Source organism: Amycolatopsis sp. CA-211722 (assembly GCF_056828465.1).
On the sequence record NZ_CP184752.1, the window covers coordinates 2,682,487 to 2,702,076 of the forward strand.

At 68.1% G+C, this 19,590-nt stretch carries 19 protein-coding genes and 3 tRNA genes; 7 read left to right on the top strand and 15 right to left on the bottom strand.

Annotated elements, in window-relative coordinates; genetic code table 11:
• Positions 1-17 precede the first annotated feature (17 nt).
• The 4 genes from ACOCEP_RS13160 to ACOCEP_RS13175 form a co-directional block, all read right to left on the bottom strand.
• Complete coding sequence (locus tag ACOCEP_RS13160; protein WP_482337476.1) at positions 18-1,496, bottom strand: hypothetical protein; 1,479 nt, start codon at positions 1,494-1,496, stop codon at positions 18-20.
• An 18-nt stretch (positions 1,497-1,514) separates the two neighbouring features.
• Entirely contained in the window at positions 1,515-2,078 is a 564-nt protein-coding gene (locus tag ACOCEP_RS13165) for a DUF3558 family protein (RefSeq protein WP_482337477.1), read from the bottom strand.
• Positions 2,079-2,501 (bottom strand): hypothetical protein, encoded by a 423-nt coding sequence (locus ACOCEP_RS13170; RefSeq protein WP_482337478.1) that lies wholly within the window; start codon positions 2,499-2,501, stop codon positions 2,079-2,081. It lies immediately after the preceding gene.
• Between the two features lie 94 nt (positions 2,502-2,595).
• On the bottom strand, positions 2,596-3,348 hold the full coding sequence (locus ACOCEP_RS13175) for an ESX secretion-associated protein EspG (protein ID WP_482337479.1): 753 nt from the start codon (positions 3,346-3,348) through the stop codon (positions 2,596-2,598).
• Between the two features lie 133 nt (positions 3,349-3,481).
• Between ACOCEP_RS13175 and ACOCEP_RS13180 the strand changes: the two genes are divergently transcribed.
• On the top strand, positions 3,482-6,157 hold the full coding sequence (locus tag ACOCEP_RS13180; RefSeq protein ID WP_482337480.1) for a serine/threonine-protein kinase: 2,676 nt from the start codon (positions 3,482-3,484) through the stop codon (positions 6,155-6,157).
• A 66-nt stretch (positions 6,158-6,223) separates the two neighbouring features.
• Here the strand turns inward: ACOCEP_RS13180 and ACOCEP_RS13185 are convergent, their stop codons facing one another.
• The 6 genes from ACOCEP_RS13185 to ACOCEP_RS13210 form a co-directional block, all read right to left on the bottom strand.
• Positions 6,224-6,808: a PaaI family thioesterase gene (locus ACOCEP_RS13185; RefSeq protein ID WP_020633063.1), complete on the bottom strand. Its 585-nt coding sequence runs from the start codon at positions 6,806-6,808 to the stop codon at positions 6,224-6,226.
• Between the two features lie 9 nt (positions 6,809-6,817).
• Complete coding sequence (locus ACOCEP_RS13190) at positions 6,818-8,233, bottom strand: MFS transporter (RefSeq protein WP_482337481.1); 1,416 nt, start codon at positions 8,231-8,233, stop codon at positions 6,818-6,820.
• Positions 8,234-8,446: 213 nt separating this feature from the next.
• Positions 8,447-8,905 (bottom strand): hypothetical protein, encoded by a 459-nt coding sequence (locus ACOCEP_RS13195; protein ID WP_482337482.1) that lies wholly within the window; start codon positions 8,903-8,905, stop codon positions 8,447-8,449.
• Positions 8,906-8,908: 3 nt separating this feature from the next.
• Entirely contained in the window at positions 8,909-9,466 is a 558-nt protein-coding gene (locus ACOCEP_RS13200) for a SigE family RNA polymerase sigma factor (protein ID WP_482337483.1), read from the bottom strand.
• Positions 9,467-9,820 carry a hypothetical protein gene (locus ACOCEP_RS13205; RefSeq protein WP_482337484.1) on the bottom strand — a complete coding sequence of 118 codons (354 nt, stop codon included), beginning with the start codon at positions 9,818-9,820 and terminating at the stop codon, positions 9,467-9,469.
• Between the two features lie 316 nt (positions 9,821-10,136).
• The gene (locus tag ACOCEP_RS13210) at positions 10,137-11,378 is read right to left on the bottom strand and encodes a L,D-transpeptidase (RefSeq protein ID WP_482337485.1); all 1,242 of its coding nucleotides are present in this window, start codon (positions 11,376-11,378) and stop codon (positions 10,137-10,139) included.
• Between the two features lie 421 nt (positions 11,379-11,799).
• On the opposite strand from ACOCEP_RS13210, the gene ACOCEP_RS13215 reads away from it, so the two are divergent.
• On the top strand, positions 11,800-12,003 hold the full coding sequence (locus ACOCEP_RS13215) for a cold-shock protein (protein WP_003097368.1): 204 nt from the start codon (positions 11,800-11,802) through the stop codon (positions 12,001-12,003).
• Between the two features lie 116 nt (positions 12,004-12,119).
• On the opposite strand, the gene ACOCEP_RS13220 is transcribed toward ACOCEP_RS13215, so the two are convergent.
• On the bottom strand, positions 12,120-12,539 hold the full coding sequence (locus ACOCEP_RS13220) for a hypothetical protein (protein WP_482337486.1): 420 nt from the start codon (positions 12,537-12,539) through the stop codon (positions 12,120-12,122).
• Between the two features lie 551 nt (positions 12,540-13,090).
• On the opposite strand from ACOCEP_RS13220, the gene ACOCEP_RS13225 reads away from it, so the two are divergent.
• From ACOCEP_RS13225 to ACOCEP_RS13240, 4 genes are all read left to right on the top strand, one after another.
• Entirely contained in the window at positions 13,091-13,348 is a 258-nt protein-coding gene (locus tag ACOCEP_RS13225) for a hypothetical protein (RefSeq protein WP_020633070.1), read from the top strand.
• 234 nt (positions 13,349-13,582) lie between these two features.
• Positions 13,583-13,655 (top strand) — tRNA-Glu (locus ACOCEP_RS13230).
• 28 nt (positions 13,656-13,683) lie between these two features.
• Positions 13,684-13,757: transfer RNA gene (locus ACOCEP_RS13235), tRNA-Asp, on the top strand.
• 31 nt (positions 13,758-13,788) lie between these two features.
• Positions 13,789-13,862: transfer RNA gene (locus tag ACOCEP_RS13240), tRNA-Phe, on the top strand.
• A 128-nt stretch (positions 13,863-13,990) separates the two neighbouring features.
• Here ACOCEP_RS13240 and ACOCEP_RS13245 read toward each other — a convergent pair.
• On the bottom strand, positions 13,991-14,770 hold the full coding sequence (locus tag ACOCEP_RS13245; protein WP_482337487.1) for a S1 family peptidase: 780 nt from the start codon (positions 14,768-14,770) through the stop codon (positions 13,991-13,993).
• A 157-nt stretch (positions 14,771-14,927) separates the two neighbouring features.
• Between ACOCEP_RS13245 and ACOCEP_RS13250 the strand changes: the two genes are divergently transcribed.
• Positions 14,928-15,749, top strand: coding sequence for an arylamine N-acetyltransferase family protein (locus ACOCEP_RS13250; protein WP_482337488.1), 822 nt, complete (start codon positions 14,928-14,930; stop codon positions 15,747-15,749).
• A gap of 4 nt (positions 15,750-15,753) precedes the next feature.
• Here ACOCEP_RS13250 and ACOCEP_RS13255 read toward each other — a convergent pair whose 3' ends face one another.
• The 3 genes from ACOCEP_RS13255 to ACOCEP_RS13265 all read right to left on the bottom strand — a co-directional run bounded on the left by ACOCEP_RS13255 (position 15,754) and on the right by ACOCEP_RS13265 (position 19,567).
• A complete protein-coding gene (locus ACOCEP_RS13255) occupies positions 15,754-16,053 on the bottom strand; it encodes a GNAT family N-acetyltransferase (RefSeq protein ID WP_482337489.1) in 300 nt (99 codons plus the stop codon).
• Positions 16,050-18,827: an EAL domain-containing protein gene (locus ACOCEP_RS13260; RefSeq protein WP_482337490.1), complete on the bottom strand. Its 2,778-nt coding sequence runs from the start codon at positions 18,825-18,827 to the stop codon at positions 16,050-16,052. Before ACOCEP_RS13260 ends, ACOCEP_RS13255 begins: the two co-directional genes overlap by 4 nt.
• Positions 18,828-19,066: 239 nt before the next feature.
• Positions 19,067-19,567, bottom strand: coding sequence for a hypothetical protein (locus tag ACOCEP_RS13265; protein WP_482337491.1), 501 nt, complete (start codon positions 19,565-19,567; stop codon positions 19,067-19,069).
• Positions 19,568-19,590: the final 23 nt, after the last annotated feature.

A 19,590-nucleotide genomic window follows, 5' to 3' on the forward strand; every position in this document is an offset into this window, starting at 1 on the left:
GAACGGCCCGTTTCGGCTCACGGGGATTTCTCGCCGATCACCGGCGGCACCGGCTTCGTTTCGCCTTCGTAGCCGCCGAACAACACGTCGGCGTCTTCCTCCTGCAGGTAGTTCGGGGACTTCTTTTCCTTGTCCTCTTCCTTCTGGCCGCGGCCACCGGGAGCGCCGCCGGCGCCCATCGCGCCCGGCCCACCGGTCTTGCCCGCGGCGGCCGCGCCACCCCGGGTGATCCGCTCCTCCGGCAGCTTGCCCGACCCGGACCCGCCGCCCTTGCCCGCGAGCTTCTCGGCTTCACCGGCCGAAACCTTGCCGCCCGCGAGCCGCTCGGCGACGTTGCCCGAGCCACCGTTGCGCCCGAACCCGCCGCCTCCGCCGTTGGTCAACCGGCTCGCCGCGCTACCACCCGGCCCGCTCGTCGTCCGGCCGGGCTTGCCGCGGTACTGCTCGCTGCCCAACCGGCCGAGACCGCTGGGGCCGGGCGTGTTCAGCGCCGCCAACCCAGGCGCCGGCCCCGGCCGGAACGTCCCCGGCTGCCCGCCGGCCGGCTGACCCGGCGTGGGCACGCCGGTGTGCCCGCCACCCGTGGTGATCCCAGGCGCCGGCGCGTTCGGACCACCCGATGCGGGTATCCCCGGCCCAGGACCGCTGTTGGGGCCAGGGCCGCCGCTGAAGCCCTTGGCCTCCGTACCCCCGGAGAACCCGGACGCCGTCGTCGACTCGCCCATTTCCGGAGGCGGGGCGAAGGTGGGCTGCTTGGAGTTGACGTCGAAAAGCGACTGGTCGTAGGTGTGCATCACCTGCGCGGCCTGCTGATGCGCCTGGAACGACTGCTCCTGCTTGGCCGAAATGTTGCCGACCGTGTCCACCGCGCCCGCGAGATTCCCGGTCGCGAGCTGGTTGAGGGCGTTCTTGTACTCGGCGTTGCGGTCGAAGGGGATCTCTTCGGGCATGGAGTTCTTCGCGGTGGTGGCCGCGGCGGCCGACTGGGAGAACCGGTTGGACGCGAGATACGCGCCGTCGCCCGCGGTGTCGGCCCACTTGCCCAGATTCTTGAAGAACCCGTGCGCGGCCTCCGCGGAAGGCCCCTGCCAATGGGCCCCCTCCTTGCTGGCGGCGGAGCTCAGCGCACTGCTGAAGGTGTTCAGCGCATCGCCCTGCTTGTTCCAGATTTCGCCCTTTTGGTCGATCTTCTCGGCGGAGAGGTTGTTGGAGACCATGCCGATCAAGTCGCCGTGCGAGTTGCCGTCGTAGCGCTGGTCCGATGGCCCGAGTCCGCCACGGAACTGCTGGCCTTGGGTGAGGGCCGCGGCCTGATCACTCGAATACTGGCCTGCCTTCGCCTCCGCCGTCAGTCGCGCGGTCACGGAGTTGCCGCCTGGGCCCTGGTTGACCTCTTCGTAAGTCTCCGCGTAGCGCTTGCCTTCGTACGTCCGGCGCGCTTTGCCGTCGAGGTTCAGCACCGACTCGACGTTGTCCTGACCGGCGTTGTCTGCCATGTCCCCTCCCTGATCTGATCAGCCGCTTTGGGGGAGCTTCGGTGCGATTTGTTCGGCGATGGATTTTGCGTCTGTGCAAGCTTGTTCTGTGGTGCCGCTGTTCGAAAGCCCGAGATTCACCGTCGCCCTGGCCTTCTCGGCGACGGAGATCCCGATCAGACAGGCGCCCTTGCCCGCGCTTCCGGGCAACTCGACCGCCTTGCGCCCACCGACAGTGATTTGATTCACCTCGCCGGTGTCGGTCTTCAGATCCGCGATGCCCGCATTGGGCACGAGATAGACCGCTACGGTTCCGTATCGGGGTTTGCTCGATCCGCAACCGTTGTCACTCTCATAGGTCTCGACCGCCGGAGGCTCGAAACCGAGTGAAGAAGCGATCGGCTCCAATAGGTCGCAGGCCTTCAAAGAGCCGAAGGCATCTTGTGGGGAGCTGCTGGCGTTCTGGCCGGACGTGGATGGTGCTGGTGTAGACGTGGTGGGATTCCCGGGCTTTTCGGTAGTGCACCCTGCGAGAGTGAGCGGTAGAGCTGCGAGCGCGATGGGAAGAGAACGCTTCAGGAACTTGGTCCCGTACTGGCTCATCTAGTGGATTTCCTTGCCGATGTCGGAGAGGTCCTTGCTGGCCGCGTGGTCGGTGGCTTGATACTTGCTGATCGCCATGTCGATTGCCGCCTGCGCGCGTTCGACGACAGCTTGGAGGCTTTCGAGTTGGGTTTTCGCGGATTGATCGTCACCTGACGCGACCATCGTCATGTGTTGCCCGACTCGCTCCGTATAGGGGCTTGTTCCGAGCTCCGGAGAATTCGCCAGGCTGTCGAAGTGGATCTTGTTGCCGGTCCAGCTGTCCAGGTAATCCTGCAGGGCTGTCTTGTAGGCTTGACCCATCTCCGGACTGACCGCGAACCGTCCTTCCTTCGCCGCCGTCACCATCCGATCGGCCTGCTCCGAGAAGTCGCCCAGGATGTCCGAGAAGTTGCCCGGCGGTCCGCCGGCGCCGTCAGTCATGGTCTCTCCCCTGCACCAAGTCCCGGTTACTCGTTGCGCTCGTCAGATCACGATATCAGCGGAAACGGCCCTGAAGCCCGCCCTCCGGCGAGGATCACGCGCTGCCGACGCGGGCGGCTTCGACCAGGTCGTGGACCCATCGTGCGAGGTGAGAGCCACTCGTCGGGGTGAACGTGCGGCGGACCTCGCCGTCGGGGAAGCGGTCGGTGGCGAGCATGAAGCGGCCCTGGAGGCTGTCGAACCACTGGACGCTCTTCTGCTGCGGTTTGCCCCGGTCGTCGCGGAGGGTGACGCTGACCGTGCCCAGGCGCGCGAGCGGGTGTTCGAAGAAGCGAGCGGCGGCACCCAGGCGGAGGTTGTCCGGGTCCTCGTCGAAAGGGTCGTCCGGGCGTTTGGCCGGGGGGAGTGTGCTGGACGTCGTCACCCGACCGGGGAACGGTTGCAGGGACGGCAGATAACCGAGCAAAGTCGCGACGACCTGTTCGGGGTAGACCGGCTCGAAGAGGATGTCGAATCCGCGTTGCTGGCTCACGACGCCCAGACCGCTGTTCCAAGCGCCCCGGTAGAGGTACTCGGCGTCCTGCTCGACCTCGTGCGCCTCCATGGTGACGACGAAGTCCCCGGTGGCCCAGAGCCGGAGGGTCTGTTCGTAGTCGCGCAGCAGCTCGCGATCGCGCGCGAAGCCTCGCTCGGCCAGCCCGGCCCAGATCTCTTCGCAGTGCCGCTCGCGTTCGGAGAGGGTGGTCCCGACGGTCGGGATCTCGAAAGGCAGCACGAACCTGCCGAGCCCGAGATCCTCGAGTACGACGTCGAGCTGGGCCATCGACATCGAAAATGACGCAGGCACCGGTCCCTCCCCTAATCACCTGCTGAATCGGTTCTCCATCGCACCGTAGCGGGTTCGACCCGGCGCGGACACGACCTGCCCGCGCACGTCTAGGATCGGAGGGACGCTGTCGCGGGGATTTCGGGAGGTACCAGTGTCGGAAGAGCCGCGCCGTCCTCGGCACGCAGCGCCGGACGACGCCACGCCGGGTCGTGAGGCGGAGCCCGCCTCCTGGACACCGCCGGCGCCGGTCCGCTGGGAAACGCCCGAACCGTCCATTTCCGGCAGGCTCGATCTCTCCGAGCCGTCGCGGCCCAAACCGCCGCCCAAGCCGGAGAGCGACGCCGAGCGCACGGCCATCCACGCGCCCGTCCAGCCTCCCCAGACTCCACCGCGCGGCCGTCAGCGGCCGATCCCCGGCGCCGAGGATCCGACGCGCCCGCCGGGCGATCTGGCCCCGGTGAGCCCGAACCCCCAGGCCGTCCGGCCTGATCGGCAGGCGCCCGCCGACGCGCCGCAGCCGACCAGCGTGCTGGCCTCGCCGGCGCCGGAGACGCAGAGCATCATGCCGCCGACGCCGCGCGTCGACAACGGTCCCGGCCCGCTGCCGGACCCGGGCACGGAAAGCGTCCTCCCCGAACGCTCCAGCGAAAGCCGCGGAACCGGGACGGGGACCGGATCGGGCAGCCGAGGCACCGGAACCGGCACCGGAACCGGTTCGTTCCCCGGCACCGCGCGCCGGACGTCGTCCCGCACGTCGCGCCGCGGCCGTCTCGGCGCCGGGCTCGTCGACGTCCCGCAGGTGCCGTACCGCGACCCGGCGTCCGCGGTCCTCGAAAACCCGATGGTGTCAGAGGAGAAGCGCTTCTGCGGCAGCTGCAGCGCCAAGGTCGGCCGCGGCAAGGACGGCGAACCCGGTTCGCCCGAGGGCAACTGCGAGAAGTGCGGGAACCCGTTCTCCTTCGTCCCGAAGCTGCGGCCGAAGGAGATCGTCGGCGGCCAGTACGAGGTCCTCGGCGCGCTCGCGTACGGCGGCCTCGGCTGGATCTATCTCGCGCAGGACCACAACGTCAGCGACCGCTGGGTCGTCCTCAAGGGCTTGATCGACACCGGTGACGCCACCGCGATGGCGGCCGCCGCCAACGAGCAGCGGTTCCTCGCCGAGGTCGAGCATCCCAACATCGTCAAGATCCACAACTTCGTGCAGCATCCGGACGGCGACACCGGCAACTCGGTCGGCTACATCGTCATGGAGTACGTCGGCGGCCAGTCGCTGCGCCAGCTCGCGCTCGCGCACCACCGCGAGACGAAGCGCCCGGAGCCGCTGCCGATCGGCCAGGTGATCGCCTACGGGCTCGAGATCCTGCCCGCCATGGGGTACCTGCACGGCCAGAACCTGCTGTACTGCGACCTCAAACCCGACAACGTCATCCAGACGCACGAACAGCTCAAGCTGATCGACCTCGGCGCGGTCCGCCGCATCGACGACTACGAGAGCCCGCTGTTCTTCACCACCGGCTACAGCGCGCCCGAGCTGGCGACACACGGCGCTTCGGTGGCGTCGGATCTCTACACCGTCGGCCGCACGCTCGCCGTCCTCAGCTTCGAATTCTCCGGCTACACCACCAAGTACAAGACCACCTTGCCCGGCCCGGACGTCGTCCCGCTGTTCGCGCTCTTCGGTTCGTACTACCGGTTCCTGAAGCGCGCGACGCATACGGACCCGGATCGCCGGTTCATCGCGGCCGAGGAGATGGCCGACCAGCTGACCGGTGTGCTCCGCGAGATCATGGCGCTGGGCACCGGGAAGCCCCGTCCCGGCGCTTCGACCGTGTTCGGCCCGGAGAGCCGCACGTTCGGCGTGGACATGGTCGTCCCGGAGCACGGCGGGAGCGTGCCCCTGCCGGATCCCGGCGAGGTGGTCGCGGGTCTGCCGATCCCGCAGGTCGACACGGACGACCCGGCGGCCGGCGTGCTCGCGTCGACGGTCGCGCTCGATCCCAAGGGTGCGATCGAGTCGCTGGCCGGGGCGCCGCGCGAGTCGATCGAGGTGCGGCTGCGCATCGTCCGCGCCCGGATCGAGCTCGGTGAGCTGGTCGAGGCCCAGCGGCAGCTGCAGGCCGCGCAATACCTCGCGATCAAGGCCGGTTTCCCGCACGACTGGCGGATCGACTGGTATCGCGGGTTGATCGAGCTCGCGGGCGGACGGTCCCGCGTCGCGCACGTCGCGTTCGAAGCGGTTTACGAGGACCTGCCCGGCGAGATCGCGCCGAAGCTGGCCTTGGCCGTCAGCGCGGAGGGGGTCGGAGACTACTTCGGCGCCGCGCGCTACTACGAGCTGGTGTGGCGAACGGACCGGTCGTACGTCAGCGCCGCCTTCGGCCTCGCTCGCGTGTACCTCGCGCAGGGCGCCAGGGCCAGCGCCATCGAGGTGCTGGAGGCCGTCCCCGCGTCGTCGTCGCACCACGTCGCCGCGCAGGTGGCCGCGATCAAGATCAAGACCAGGGTCAACGGCGGCGGCAAGGACCCGGTCATGGTGTCCGAGCGGGATCTCGTCGACGCCTCGACCAGGCTGGAGCGCCTGCAGCTCGACGCCGAACGTCGCACGCGGTTGTCGGCGGAGGTCCTCGAAGCGGCCTACGGCTGGCTCAACTCGAAGAACCAGCCGACACCGGGGGCGAAGGTGCTGGGCTGTGCCCTGGACGAGCGAGACCTGCGGTTCGGGCTCGAGCGCTGCTACCGGACGTTGGCCCGGTTGGCCGGATCGGTCGACCAGCGGGTCGAACTCGTCGACAAGGCGAACGCGATCCGGCCGAGAACCCTGACCTGACACGCGTTTCGTCCTCTAGTTGCGGTAGTTCGTAGGACGAACTACCGCAACCAGAGGACGAAACGCTCAGGGGTTGATGTCCCACTCGCGTTCGCGCTTGGCCTTCTCGTGCGCGGCGGCGAGCTTCTGCAGCGCCTCGGGGTCACCGTGGGTGCTGAAGTGCTCGAATTCGACCCGCACGAACAGCGCCCGCGCCCGCACCGCGACCGGGCCGTCTTCGGCGTCGAGCCGTCCGTCGGCGCTCACGTAGATCTTCCGGCCGGCGACGCCGTCCAGTTTCGTGGCGATGTACAGGGTCGAGCCGACGGGGACCGGCCGGAGGAAATCCGTCTCCAGCTTCCCGGTGACGGCGGGGCGGCGCAGCAGGTTGCCGACGGTCGCGCCGAGCGCCTCGTCGAAGGCGCAGGCGAGGAGACCGCCATGGGCGAGGCCGGGCGCACCCTGGTGGGCGGAGGTGACGGTGAACTTGGAGTACACCGTCGTCCCTTCGCCCACCGTCGAATGCAGGTGGAGCCCGGCCTCGATCTCGTCGCCGCACCCGAAGCACTCACCGAAGTGGATGCCGAGGTGGCTGCCCGGTTGCGGGGCTTTCGGGTGAACGGTCGCCGGTTCGACTTCGACCGGCGGCCACGGCTGCGAGATACGGCTCATGGACAGACGTTAACTCGCCGGTAGCTCCGAGGTGCCGCCGGGAGTGGCCGTTTCCGGCTTCCGGCGTCGCGCGATCCGCGAGTTCACGATGCCGCGCAACGACACCCCGGCCGTTTCCGGCAGCAGCAGGATCGGGATGGCCGCGATCGCCGCCGAGCCCATCAGGTAGTACGCGGGCCACAGGTTGTCGCCGGTCGAGTTCACCAGGCTGCCGATGATGTACGACGCCGTGCCACCGAAGGCCGCGGTCGAAACGCTGTACCCGATGGAGAAACCGCCGTAGCGCTCCTGCGTCGGGAACATCGCCGGCAGCGTCGCGGCCAGCACGGCCAGGATCAGCACCAGCGGTACCGCGATCATCAGCACGCCGAGCGTGAGCTGCCAGCCGTTCTGGTCGTCCGCGGCCGCGCCCATCAAGGAGAACGCCGGGATCGGGAGTACCAGGAAGCTCGCACAACTCGCGATCAGGATGGGTTTTCGCCCGATGCGGTCGGACAGCATGCCGATCGGCACGATCAGGATCAGCATCAGCGCGATGGTCGCCAGGATGATCAGCAACGGCGCGTGCCCGCTGAACCCGACCACGTCCTTGAGATAGGTCTCCAGGTAGGTGATCACGATGTAGTCGGCGACGTTCAGCATCACCACGATGCCGATCAGGTGCAGGATCGACGTCCAGTGCTTCTTGAGCAACGCCTTCAGCGGCGACTTCTCGACCTCGTCCTTCTTCTCGATCTCCTGGAACAGCGGAGTGTCCTCCAGCTTGTTCCGCAGGTAGAGACCGACGATGCCGAGCGGGCCCGCGATCAGGAACGGCAGGCGCCAGCCCCATTCGCGCATGGCCTCGTCGCCGAGGACGACGGTGAAGATCGTGACGAAACCGGCGCCCATCGCGAACCCGACGAGCGTGCCGAACTCCAGCCAGCTGCCCCAGAAACCCCGGCGCCGGGCGGGCGCGTACTCCGCGATGAACGTCGCCGCGCCGCCGTACTCACCGCCCGCCGAGAAGCCCTGGATGGTGCGCAACAGGATCAGCAGGACCGCGGCGGCCGGGCCGATCGTCGCGTAGGACGGCAACAGGCCGATGATGAACGTCGACCCGGACATCAGGATGATCGTCAGCGCGAGCACCTTCTGGCGCCCGATCTTGTCCCCCAGCGGACCGAACACGAAGCTGCCGAACGGTCGCACGATGAAAGTGATCGCGAGGACCGCGAAGGTCGCCAGCGCACCTTCCGAAGTGCTCGAAGCGTTGAAGAAGACCTGCCCCAGGATGGCGGGCATGAAGCCGAAAACACCGAAGTCGTACCACTCGATGCAGTTACCCATCGCCGCTCCGGCGACGGCCTTTCTGATCTGCTCAGGTGGGGCCTCCGCCGGTTCCCCTTTTTCCTGATGTGACGCGCTCAGCGCCTCTTCGGCCATGGGTTTGACCTCCCGACCCACCCGTTTACTTACCCATCGTCGAGGGTTTGTTCCCTCGACCGTAGGTGTTCAAACGTCCGGGTTCAGCGCTTTGGATCGGTCGACCGAACGCCGTTCCCCCGAATCGGTGACGAAGCACCAGGTAAAGCCGATGTCAGAGAATTTCTGATTACTTTGGGTCACACTTCAGGAAACGGACGTTCCGGGCGAAGATCAGTGGGTCGTGACCGCCGTCGGCGGCTCGCTCGGCTGCTTCGTCGGTGACGGAGCGCGAGGAGGAACGGCTGTCGTCGTACGTCCGGGCTGGACGGTCTTCGGTGTCGAACGCGTCTGATCGGGCTTCGGGCCCGTCGTGGGTGGTGGCGGCTTCTCAGGAGAGACTTCAGGACGGGGCGACGTTTCGGAAGGCGCCGGTGAGACCGGTGCCGGGGCGATGGTCGACAAGCCCGGCCCCGCGGGCTGGACCGGAGCGGGGCCCTCGCCGCCGCGACCACCGACGGCGATCGCGCCGAACACGATCACCGCGACCGTCGCCAGCGAACTCCCCGCCACCGCCAGCCGCTTGCGTCGTCGCCGGATCCGGCCACCCCGCTCGATGATGTCCGCCGCCCGGATACCCAGCGGGGGACCGCTCGCGCCGTGCGAAAGCACGCCCTTGATGTCCTCGTCCATCCCTCACCTCCCATCGTCGTGCGCTCCGGTCAAGGCCAGTTCGCTGAAATGCGGTCCGAGCCGCTTGCGCAGGGTCGCGAGACCTCGCGCGGCCTGGCTCTTCACGTTCCCGGTGCTGCAACCCAGCGCCGCGGCCGTCTCTTCGACGCCGAGATCCTCGAAGTAGCGCAGCACCAGCACGGCCCGCTGCTTCGGGGCGATGCCGGACAGGGCGTGCCTGACCAGCATCTCCTGATCCGTGCCGGTGGTTTCGCCCGGGACGTCGGGAAGCGCGTCCGTGAGCTTCTCCCGTTTGCGCCACCCGCGCCGATGCTCGGAGAGGAAGGTCCGCAGCACGATCTTGCGCGCGTAGCCGTCGAGCGCGTCGTGCCGGGAGAGCCTCGGCCAAGCCAGGTACAGCTTCAGCAGCGCGGCCTGGGTGATGTCCTCGGCCTGGTGCCAGTCGCCGCACAGGAGGTACGCGGTGGCACGCAGGCTGTGCGCGCGCTCGTCGAAGTACCGGGCGAACTCGCCGTCCCACGGCGAGCCCGTCCCGGTCTTCGACGAGCGGCTCGACGACACCTAGTTACCGGCTCCTTCGACGATGGCGGGGAGGTGGAGATCCCCGGTCGGGCCGGCGGGAACGGCCTTGGGCACGCGGTGCTCGCCCGGCTTCACGACGCCGGGGCGGGTCGTCCGCGGGGCGGGCTCCGGACGCGGCGGGGCGGTGGTGGCGCGGGTCGGCTCCTCCGGCGCCGCGGTGGGCGCCTTGGTCGGCGGCTGGGGCGCCTGAGTGGCCGTCGGCGACGGCGCGCTCTGATCGGCCGACGCCAGCGACGTGGTCGCGAAGGCGGCGCCGCCCGCCAGCAGCAGCGCGCCGAGAGTGAGAGCGATACGAGTACGCAAAAGTGTCTCCTCGATCCGGGCGCCGCTCATTGGCCGCGGCGCCTTACGCGTTAGACATGCGTCCCGCTCACCGTGGGGTTGCATCGACTTTTAGGAAAGTCTCAGGACGCTGTCTCCCCAAGGGCGCCCCGCGCCCGACGGAGACTTCACCCGTGCGCCCTCTTTCGGGCCGAAGGCCCACTGGAACGTTTTGCGGGGCGCCTTCCAGGACCACCGGAGGACGATCGCGGTACCGCGCCCCGCGGAACTTTCCAGTCAGCGCACGGCGACCAAACAGCGCACGGCGACCAACACGAACGGCCGGAGACCCCGAAGGTCTCCGGCCGCCCGGTTCCATGGGAGTACTTCAGCTCGCGAGCGCGGAGAGCTTGGTCCACTCGTCCCAGGAGTAGGTCCAGTCGCTGTAGTCGCGCGCCCGGTTGATCTTCACCGTGCTGCCCTCGATCTCGACGGGGTCGCCGACCAGGGCGCCGTCCATGTACGCCTTCGCGTTCGCGGGCGCCAGGTTCACGCAGCCGTGCGAGATGTTCTTCTTGCCCTGCGCCCAGATCGAGGGCGCGTAGCCGTGGATGAACTCGCCGTTGGTCGAGAACCGCACCGCGGACGGGACGACGATGTTCTCGTAGTCGTAGCGCTCGTTGGTCATCGAGTACGTGTCGTGCTTGGACATCACCACGTGCGTGCCGGTCGGGGTGACGCGGCCCGGGTCGGCGTCGAGGCCGTAGCTGGCCGGGTAGTCCGCGATCTGCTGCCCGTCACGGATCACCACGAGCCGGTGGGTCTGGGTGTTGCCCTTGACGATCTGCGAGCGGCCGATCGTGAAGCTCGCCGAACGGTCTTCCTTGCCGTACACGCCTTCGCCGACCTTGACGCCGTAGATCTTGGCGTTGAACTTCACCGTGGTGCCGGGCTGCCAGTAGGCCTTCGGCCGCCAGTGCACCGACGTGTCGTCGTGGACCCAGGCCCAGGAGCCCTCGGTCTTCGGCGTGGTCTCGACCGAGAGCGCCTTCTCGACCGAAGCCTTGTCGGTGACCTTGCTCGGGAACGTCAGCGTGATCGGCATGGCGACGCCGTACGTCTGCCCGTCGAAGACGTTGATGTTCGCGCCCACCTGCTTGCGCGGCTTGACGGTGGTGAAGGCGCCGCCGATCTCGACGGGTTTGCCGTCGGTGCCGGTGGCCTTGCCGGACCACGTGTAGGACTTGCCGTAACCGAGCTGTTCGGTGGTGACCCAGCTCTTCTTGTCCTCGGACGGCTGGCCGGCGACCTGCTTGCCGTCGGGATTGGTCAGCACGACCTGGTCGAGCGTGCCGTCGGCGACGCTGACCTTGATGGGCTGCCCCGGCGCGACGTCCTGCGCGCCCGCCGCGGGCTCGTATGTCAGTTTGGCGGGCGCGGGCGCCTGCCCGCCGGTGTCGCTGCTGACCGGCCCGCCGCCGTCCGGCCCGCTGGCCGAGACGGTCGGCTCGCTGCTGCACGCCCCCAGCGTCAGAACGGCCACCAACCCCAGTGCCGCGAACGCCGCCCGGCGGCGCGCGGTTTCCGTGAACCTCAAAGCTTCCCCTTTGCTCCCCTGTACACCGACCATGACGTCCGGGCCGCCCCATAAGTTGATCCCACGGAGAGTGATGCGAGTCACAATCGGGTGGGCGCCGGCTCACGATCGGGGCATGACCGACTTCGTTCCGTGTCCGGCGATGACCCGAGGTCGGCGTGCGGCGAAAGGGTAGCGGCGGGGTCCGACAGAACCCGGATCGGTCTACGACGTTCCGGTGACCTTGGTACTCGGGGGTGCCCAGAGTCCGATCACGGGCTTCAAATATGGCCAGATCCCGGTACGCTGCCATCAGGCCGTCGTTTTGCGTGTTCGTGGCTTCACACTCGCGGAACTTCTGACGCGAGCCATGAGCCGGTGACGCGCTCTTCGCTCGACTCGTTGGAACCGCCCGGGACGGTCTGGGTGTCGCTTCGGAGGCACTCGAAGCGGATGTGCAACGAGGAGTACAGCGGTGGCGCAAGGCACTGTGAAGTGGTTCAACGCGGAGAAGGGCTTCGGCTTCATCGCGCAGGATGGCGGCGAGGGCGACGTCTTCGTTCACTACTCGGAGATCGAGGGTCGCGGGTTCCGCACGCTCGAGGAGAACCAGCGAGTGGAGTTCGAGGTCGGTCAGGGCCAGAAGGGCCCGCAGGCCCAGAAGGTCCGCGCGATCTGAGTCCGCCCTTCAGGCGTTGCTCAGACTGATCAGAAAAGCCCCCGGCGATCTCGCCGGGGGCTTTTCTCTTGCCGTGAAACCTTCTTTTGTCGTGCTGTTCCGTTCCGCGGCCGGGGTCAGCGGGGGACGGGCTGCTCCCACGCGTTGGCGTCGAAGCGGAATTCGTCGGTGTGGGCTTCCTCGTGGCGGCGCTGCTGGGCCGAGTTGGCCTGCGATTCCCACGAGAGGCGCTCGAGGATCCATTCCTGCGCGAGCGCCTGCGGCGACAGGTTGCGCTCGGCGGCGGCGTCCTTGAGCTGTTCGCAGGCGATGAGGTTCATCCGCAGCTGGAACACCTGCGCTTCACCGAAGCGCTTGCCGGTGCCGGTGCTCTCCGGGTCGTTCTCGGGGGCGAGGGCGCGAAGGTAGCTGGTGAGCTCCGAGTCTTCGACGACCGCTTCGGCCTCCTTGGAGGCGGAGTTGCGGTGACGACCGGGGTTGACCGGCTTCAAGTTCGTGCGGCTGCCGCTACGACGGCTCAGGGAAGGAAGGGGCACCGGGCCACGATAACGGTTCGGTCTCGGCAAACCAACCACAGTGAGCCACGACACACCTAAATTCTTGTCTCGAATGGCCCAACCCGGCACCAATACGCCCCCACTGATGATCACTAAACGCGACCTCGGAGCTGTGAAAGAACCACTCGCGCAGCGTCGCTGGGGCACGCGACCGCCACCGGTCCGGGGCCCGCCAACCGCCACCCTCAAGGAACCTGGGGGTCTGGGGGGTGGCCCCCCAGAAAACGGAGCGACCCCCGCGCCAGGGGGAGGAACGCGGGGGTCGGAGGGGATCTCCACAGGCGCTGACCGGGGGTGTGTCAGCAAATCGATTGTTGCACGGTTTCCTGAGAAGGGCGAGTGGGCGCGGGCAGAATTCCGGGCAGGGCACCACCTGTGGTTCGCCTGGGGTTCATGTGGCGCGGCCGTACGCGTGATCGCTCTGCGTTGTGCGGAGCGTGGCGACAGGTTCACTCTCCGGGGGGCTGTGTGTCGCGGCCGGCTCTGGTTAGCCTCGCGGCCAAGCTGTTCGTTGGCCGTCTGGAGGAACCATGGGTGGGTCTGTGGAAGTTCGACAGTTCCTCCTTCGGTACGAAGGTGCCGATGGGGGAAGCTCGACGACGTTGGCCGGTGGTCTGCCGGCGCAGCGCACGGGTCAGGGGGACGCGCAGCGCGTGTCCGACGACCAGGTGCGCCGTGCCCGGCTGGCGGTGGCCAACGGGGCGCTGGGCGTCGATGACTGTGTCCAGCTGCTGGACATGCTGGGGTTGACGCTGGACGAGGACGGGCAGGCGCCCGTTCAGCGCTGAGTTCGTTCACGGGGCCCGGTCGCGCGGGGTGTGCCGCGCGGCCGGGCTTCGTTTCGGGCCCGGGCGGCCGTTCGGGCCTGATATCGTGAAGCCACCGCGTTCTCGCAGGTCCCAGCCCTGTGAACAACTAGGGGACCCCCTGTGCGAAGCCCGAAACGGGGGTGTCCTATAGTTATGTTCGCTCCCGGGGACACCGGAGAGCGCGGGTCGGTCGGTTCGCCGAAACCGAACCGGGCTCCCATCGTCCAGCGGCCTAGGACTCCGCCCTTTCAAGGCGGCAACGCGGGTTCGAATCCCGTTGGGAGTACGCAGTACAGTTACAAAGCAGTATGCAAGGCCCTGTGGCGCAGTTGGTTAGCGCGTCGCCCTGTCACGGCGAAGGTCGCGGGTTCGAGTCCCGTCAGGGTCGCAAGATCGTTCGGCTCCTCGCCGGCGTTCCCGGCCAGGTAGCTCAGTTGGTACGAGCGTCCGCCTGAAAAGCGGAAGGTCGCCGGTTCGACCCCGGCCCTGGCCACCGCTCAACGAACCGCCTCGATACACATCGAGGCGGTTTTTTCATGCCTGGGGCCGATTCCACGCCAACGCGCGGTGGCGTCCGATGTCGCAGGAGCATCGGGCGCCACCGCGCGCTGGGCGGGTGTCCTACTTGCCGGTCTGCTGCTTGACCCAGTCGCCGAACGCGGTCACGTCGGTGTAGATCCCCGGCATCTCCGGGCAGCTGGCGGTCTGGCCGCGGCTGGTGGCGCCGACCAGCGTCCACTTGTCGCCCGACTTCACCACGGCGGGGCCGCCCGAGTCGCCGTAGCAGGCGCTGGCCTTGCCGCCCTGGTTGTCCATGCACAGCTCGGTCTGCGCGTCGTAAGCCCCGGAGCCGGAGCAACCGGAGTCTTCGGCGACCTTGGTGTCGAGCTGCTGGAGCACCACCGGTGCCTCACCGCAGCCGCGCGTGGGACAGGTCAGCCCCCAGCCGATCTCGCGCACGTCGGTGCCCGCCGCCGGCGACTGGCCGATCTCGATCGGCGTCGCTTCCGCCGGCTTGGTCAGGTGCACCAGGGCGATGTCGTACGGTCCGGAGCCGTCGTACTTCTCGTGGACCACGAACTTGTCCACCTCGGCGACCTCGCCGCCCTTGGTGTGATCGGTGGTGTTGATGCGGTACTGCCAGTTCGACGGCTGCTCGCCCTCGACGCAGTGCGCGGCGGTCACCAGCCACTCCGGCGTGATCAGGGACGCGCCGCAGTTGTGGTCGCCGCTCTTGGTCTGCATGGACGCCATGAAGGTGTAGGTCTCGGTCGCGTCCACACCACCCACGATCAGCGGCTGAACGCCCGAGGGCGGTTCGGCGGCGGAAGCCGGCATCGCCAACCCGAGTACGGCGGCCGCTCCGGTCAGCAGACCGGCGACGAGGGAACGAGTCCTCATCTGCTTTCTCCTTCCACACCGGTGTGTTTCACCGGCTCATTCCGGAAGGGTGGCCAATTGTCACTCGTTCGTGGAAGTGACGAAAGTCGGTGGCCGTTGCCAGTTACCAGTTGGCGAGCCTTGACTTCGAGTTAGGTGGAGATGTCACTCTCGGGGCATGACAATCGCACCTGAGCAGGTCGACGAATGGACCGTCGGCACCCTCGACCTCGACGCGTATCTCGGCCGGATCGGCCAGGATCGCGCGAAGCCTTCCACCGCCGCGTTGCGTGAGCTGGCGAAGGCGCACGTCCTCGCCGTTCCGTTCGAGAACGTCGACGTCGTTTTGGGGCAGCACAAGGGAATCGCGCTCGAAGACGTGATCGGCAAACTCGTCCGCCGCCATCGTGGCGGCTACTGTTACGAGCACGGAAGCCTTTTCGCGGCGGCCGCCGAGCAGCTCGGCTATCCCGTGCGCCGCCTGGTCGCGCGGGTGCAGCCGCAGAAGAACGGGCCGTACACGCATATGACGCTCGTGGTCGAGGCCGACGGGGTCCCGCATCTGGTCGACGTCGGCTTCGGCGCCGGGATGCTGGTGCCGATGCCCTTGGTCGACGGCGCCGTGGTGGATCAGGCAGGCTGGCTGCATCGCCTCGTCGCGGACGGCGACTGGTGGCGCCTGCAGAAAAAGGAGGGCGACGGCTGGACCGACCTGCACGCCTTCACCCTCACGCCGATGCACCGGATCGACTACGAGGTCTACCACCACTACACGTCGACGCATCCGCGGTCGCCGTTCACCGGGCAGCTGGTGGTCATGCGGCTGGAGGAAGGTCTCAGCCGCAAACTGGTCGGCGAGGAGCTCATCGTCGAACGGCCGGACGGGACCAAGGAGACCACCACGGTCCCGCCCGAGCGGCTCGACGCGACACTGCGCGAGCTGGACGTCGTCCTCACCGAGGAGGAGCTCGCGAAACTGCTGACGATCTACCCGGGCTGAGGGCTCAGAGTTCGAATTCGGCGCGCTTGTCCTCGGGGACGAGGTCCACGTACTCGCGGTGTTTCGCGATGAAGGAACGCACGTACGGGCAGTAGGGCAGGACGGACCTGCCCTGCGACCGGACGTCGTCGAGCGCGGCGGTCACGAGCTTGCCCGCCAGGCCCTGTCCCGCGAAGTCGTCCGAGATCTCGGTGTGCAGGAACAGGATCGCGTCGGTGCGCGTGCGGGTTTCCAGCAACCCGGCGGGTTTCCCGTCCACGACGATGTCGTAGCGGTCTTCTCCGGCTTTGATCTCGACACTCATCCCACGGCTCCGAAAAGTTCGTCCGGCGGCGCGGGGCGACCGAGATGGAAGCCCTGCGCCTGGTCACAGCGCAGCTCACGCAGGATCGCGAGCTGCTGTTCGTCTTCGACACCTTCGGCGACGACGATCAGGTCGACCGCGTGCGCCATCGCGACGATGCTCTTGACGATCGCCGCGGCGTCGCGCGATTCCGCGATGCCGGTGACGAAGGTGCGGTCGATCTTGAGCGTATCCAAGGGAAGCCGTTGCAGCTGGGCGAGCGACGAGTAGCCGGTGCCGAAATCGTCGATCGCCAGCGAGACACCGAGATCGCGCAGCGACGTCAGGACTTCGGCGGCCGCGGCCTGATCCCGCATCAGCGCGCTCTCGGTGACCTCCAGGGTCAGCGCGTGCGGCGGGAGCCCGGTGGTCTTCAGCGCGTCCTGCACCCCGGCGACCAGATGCGGGTCGTCCAGCTGCCGGGCCGAAAGGTTGACCTTGAGGTTGAGGTCGACGCCGAGCTGTTCGCGCCGTCTGGCGATCTCGCGGGTGGTGGTGCGCAGAACGTACTTGCCGATCAGGTTGATCAGGTCGCTTTCCTCGGCCAGCGGGATGAACTCGGCCGGTGAGATCGTGCCGTGCGCCGGATGTTTCCAGCGCAGCAACGCCTCCACGGCGACCATCTCGCCGGATTCGATGTCCACGACCGGCTGGTACGCCGTCCAGAGCTCCTCGTTCTGCAGCGCGTCGCGCAGGTCCTGTTCCATCCGGAGCCGCCGCTGCATCCGCTCCCGCAGCTCGACGTCGAAGAACTCGTAGCGCGCCCGGCCGAGCGTTTTCGCTTGGTACATCGCGACATCCGCGTCGCGCAGCAGGTCTTCGGCGGTCCGGGTGTCGTCGTTGGCCGCGGTGACGATGCCGATGCTGGCGTCGATGTGCAGCTGCCTGCCGTTGACCGTGATCGGTTCGGTCAGCGCCTCGCGCAGATGCTCGGCCAGCGCCTTGATCTCGTGCGGCTCGGTGATCTCCGCGGTCACGACGACGAATTCGTCGCCGCCGAGCCTGCCGACGAGGTCGTTCTCGCCGATGCCCCGGCGCAGCCGTTCGCCCGCGATGCGGAGCACCTTGTCGCCGACCGAATGTCCGAGGGAATCGTTGATCACCTTGAACTTGTCGAGATCGATGAACAGCAGCGTGGTCAGCTCGGCGCGGCCCGCGCCGGAGAGCGCTTCGGCGAGGCTGTCCAGCACCAGCGTCCGGTTCGCGAGTTCGGTGAGCGGGTCGTGCGTGGCCTCGTGGGCGAGCCGTTCGCCGATGGCGCGGCGTTCGGTGATGTCGGTGAACGAGGCGACCACCGCCTGGACCGACGGATCTTCCGGGGTCAGGAGCCGCGAGGTCAGCGAGATCCAGACGTCGTCTCCCGCGGGCCTCCGCAGCCGCAGCACGAGACCGGTCAGTGTCGCCCCGGTGCGCCGGGTCACCACCGACGGCATCCGGGCGGGCGGGATGCGGCCCTGTTCGTCGTACAGCTCCAGCGTCACGCAGGGGACGCCGATGAGGTCGTCGTGGCCGACGCCGATGATCCGGCACGCCGCGGGGTTGGCCGATTCGACGAGGCCGCCGGGCCCGATCACGACCACGCCTTCGTCGAGGGACGCGACCACCGTGCTGTAGTGCTGTTCGGCGCGCCGCCGGGCCGTTTCGTCGGCGCAGACCAGGACGAAGCCGTCGTTCATCTCCGCGGCCGAGACGCGGATGGCCAGGGTCGAACCGTTGCGATGGCGGTGGGTCGTCTGCATGACGCCGCCCCGGCGCAGCACCGTTTCCGGGTCGAGCGCGGCGCCGACGAGGTCGCTGACCGTGCGGCCGATCGCCTCGCCGGCCGTCCAGCCGTAGACGTTCTCGGCGGCGGGATTCCAGCTGGTCACCACGCCGGCGCCGCTGGTCGCGATGATCGCGTCGCTGACGTGGCTGATCAGCGCGGCCTGGTAGCGCAGGGTCGCTTCGGCGGCCTTCTGCGCGCTGATGTCGCGCATGATGACCTGGAACGCGGGCCTGCCCTCCCAGGTCGTGCGCACCGAAATGCTCTGGACCAGGTACTTCGTGCCGTCGAGGCGGAGCATGACGGTGTCGGCGGGGTCGGTCGACGCGCCTTGGCGGTGGAGCGACGCGATCCTGTCCAGCAGGGCCGGGAGCGATTCGTCGGCGACGAAATCCATGATCGGCCGCCCGAGCAGCTCGGCGGACGAAGACGCGCCGAGCGCGGTGACGGCCGCCCGGTTGACGTAGGTGACGACGCCGGCTTCGTGGACACAGACCGCGTCCGGGCTGAGTTCCACCAAAAGCCGGTAACGGTCAGTGAGATCTTCGAGGGCTTGACGGTTCTCGCGGACGTCGGTCACGTCGGTGGCGATACCGAGCAGCCCGGTCGAGCCCTGGTCGTCGCCGATGGTGCGGGCACGCAGCCGGATCCAGCGGACCTCGCCCGCCGGATTCCGGAACGACTGCTCGAGTTCGAACTCGCGCCACGGCGGGGAAGTGCGGGTGCCGGAGGTCAGCGGGGCCACCAGATCGGCGAGCCTGGACTCGGTCTCGGCTTCGGTGAGAACGCCGCCACCCAGCAGGTACTCCAGTCCGGGCAGCCAGGACAGGGTCTCGTGCTCGAAGTCGTACGACCAGATGGCGGCGTGGTCGCCCGCGAGGCCGAGATCGCCGACCGGCCCGTTTCCGAGCGGGGCGCCCGCCGGACGACCGGGATTACCGGCTCCGGGCACGGCGAGGGCGTCAGCCTCCATGATCCGTCCGAACCCCCTCTTCCGGTGCTGGCACCGTCGATTACACCACCCGCCGAGGGCGCTGTATACGCGAACCGAAGGTCCGTCACCGCCGATATACGCGGGAGTAGACGAATACACGCTGTGTGACTGGCCTACGCTAGCGTGTTCCATCGGGTGAATAATTTTTGGTTAACTTCACCCATTCGGCGGTGAGTTGCGGTAAAACTACTCCTCGCTCGTTCCCGGTGCGAAAGGTTTCAGCTGGTGGATGACGACGATGTTTCGGTCGCCGACCTGCTTATTCGCGAGGGCTGGGACGACCACGAGGAGTCACGGGCAAAGTCACGCTGGAGAGTTGTCGCGGTGGTGATCGCCGTGGTCGTCGCCTGCGGTGCGGCCGCGGTTCTCGTCGGCTTCGATTCGGACCCCGAACCGAACGCGGCACCGAACCAGATGAGCGTCATCGAGATGCCGAAGCGGCCTTCGGACAACGGGGGAGCGGGCGCGACGTCGCCGATTCCGTCCACCGAGACCGTCGTGACCGGCGAGGGGGAGCCTTCGTCGCGACCCAGCCGCACGACGTCCAGCCGCCGCACGTCGAGTTCGGCCGCGTCGACGTCCGACTCCCCGGATCCCACCACGGCGACGTCGTCGAACGGGCCCGCCGAGCCGCCTAGGACGACCGGGTCGACCGTCGTCCCGCAGCCGCCCAACCCCACTCCGCCGCCGCCCTCGACGACGCCGACCGAAGAGTGCAACCTGTGGCCGAAGTGGCTTTTCT